1 rRNA gene is annotated in these 559 nt (G+C 54.2%); it reads right to left on the bottom strand.

Features of this window, described 5'->3' with window-relative positions:
* Nucleotides 1-545: ribosomal RNA gene (locus tag OGY07_RS00110) — 23S ribosomal RNA — on the bottom strand; the annotation flags it as partial.
* Nucleotides 546-559: the final 14 nt, after the last annotated feature.

Consider the following 559-nt stretch of genomic DNA (forward strand, 5'->3'; position numbering starts at 1 on the left):
AAAGAGGCTCCCACTGCTTGTACGTACACGGTTTCAGGTTCTTTTTCACTCCCCTCGCCGGGGTTCTTTTCGCCTTTCCCTCACGGTACTGGTTCACTATCGGTCAGTCAGGAGTATTTAGCCTTGGAGGATGGTCCCCCCATATTCAGACAGGATACCACGTGTCCCGCCCTACTCATCGAGCTCACAACCGGTGTGGTTTTGTGTACGGGGCTGTCACCCTGTATCGCGTGCCTTTCCAGACACTTCCACTACCACACTGGCTGATTCAGGCTCTGGGCTGCTCCCCGTTCGCTCGCCGCTACTGGGGGAATCTCGGTTGATTTCTTTTCCTCGGGGTACTTAGATGTTTCAGTTCCCCCGGTTCGCCTCGTTAACCTATGTATTCAGTTAACGATAGTGTGACGAATCACACTGGGTTTCCCCATTCGGACATCGCCGGGTCAAAGGTTCATATCACCTCGCCGACGCTTTTCGCAGATTAGCACGTCCTTCATCGCCTCTGACTGCCAGGGCATCCACCGTGTACGCTTGGTCGCTTAACCTCACAACCCGAAGA

The organism is Citrobacter sp. Cs237, assembly GCF_030332325.1.
GTDB classification, from domain to species: domain Bacteria; phylum Pseudomonadota; class Gammaproteobacteria; order Enterobacterales; family Enterobacteriaceae; genus Citrobacter_A; species Citrobacter_A sedlakii.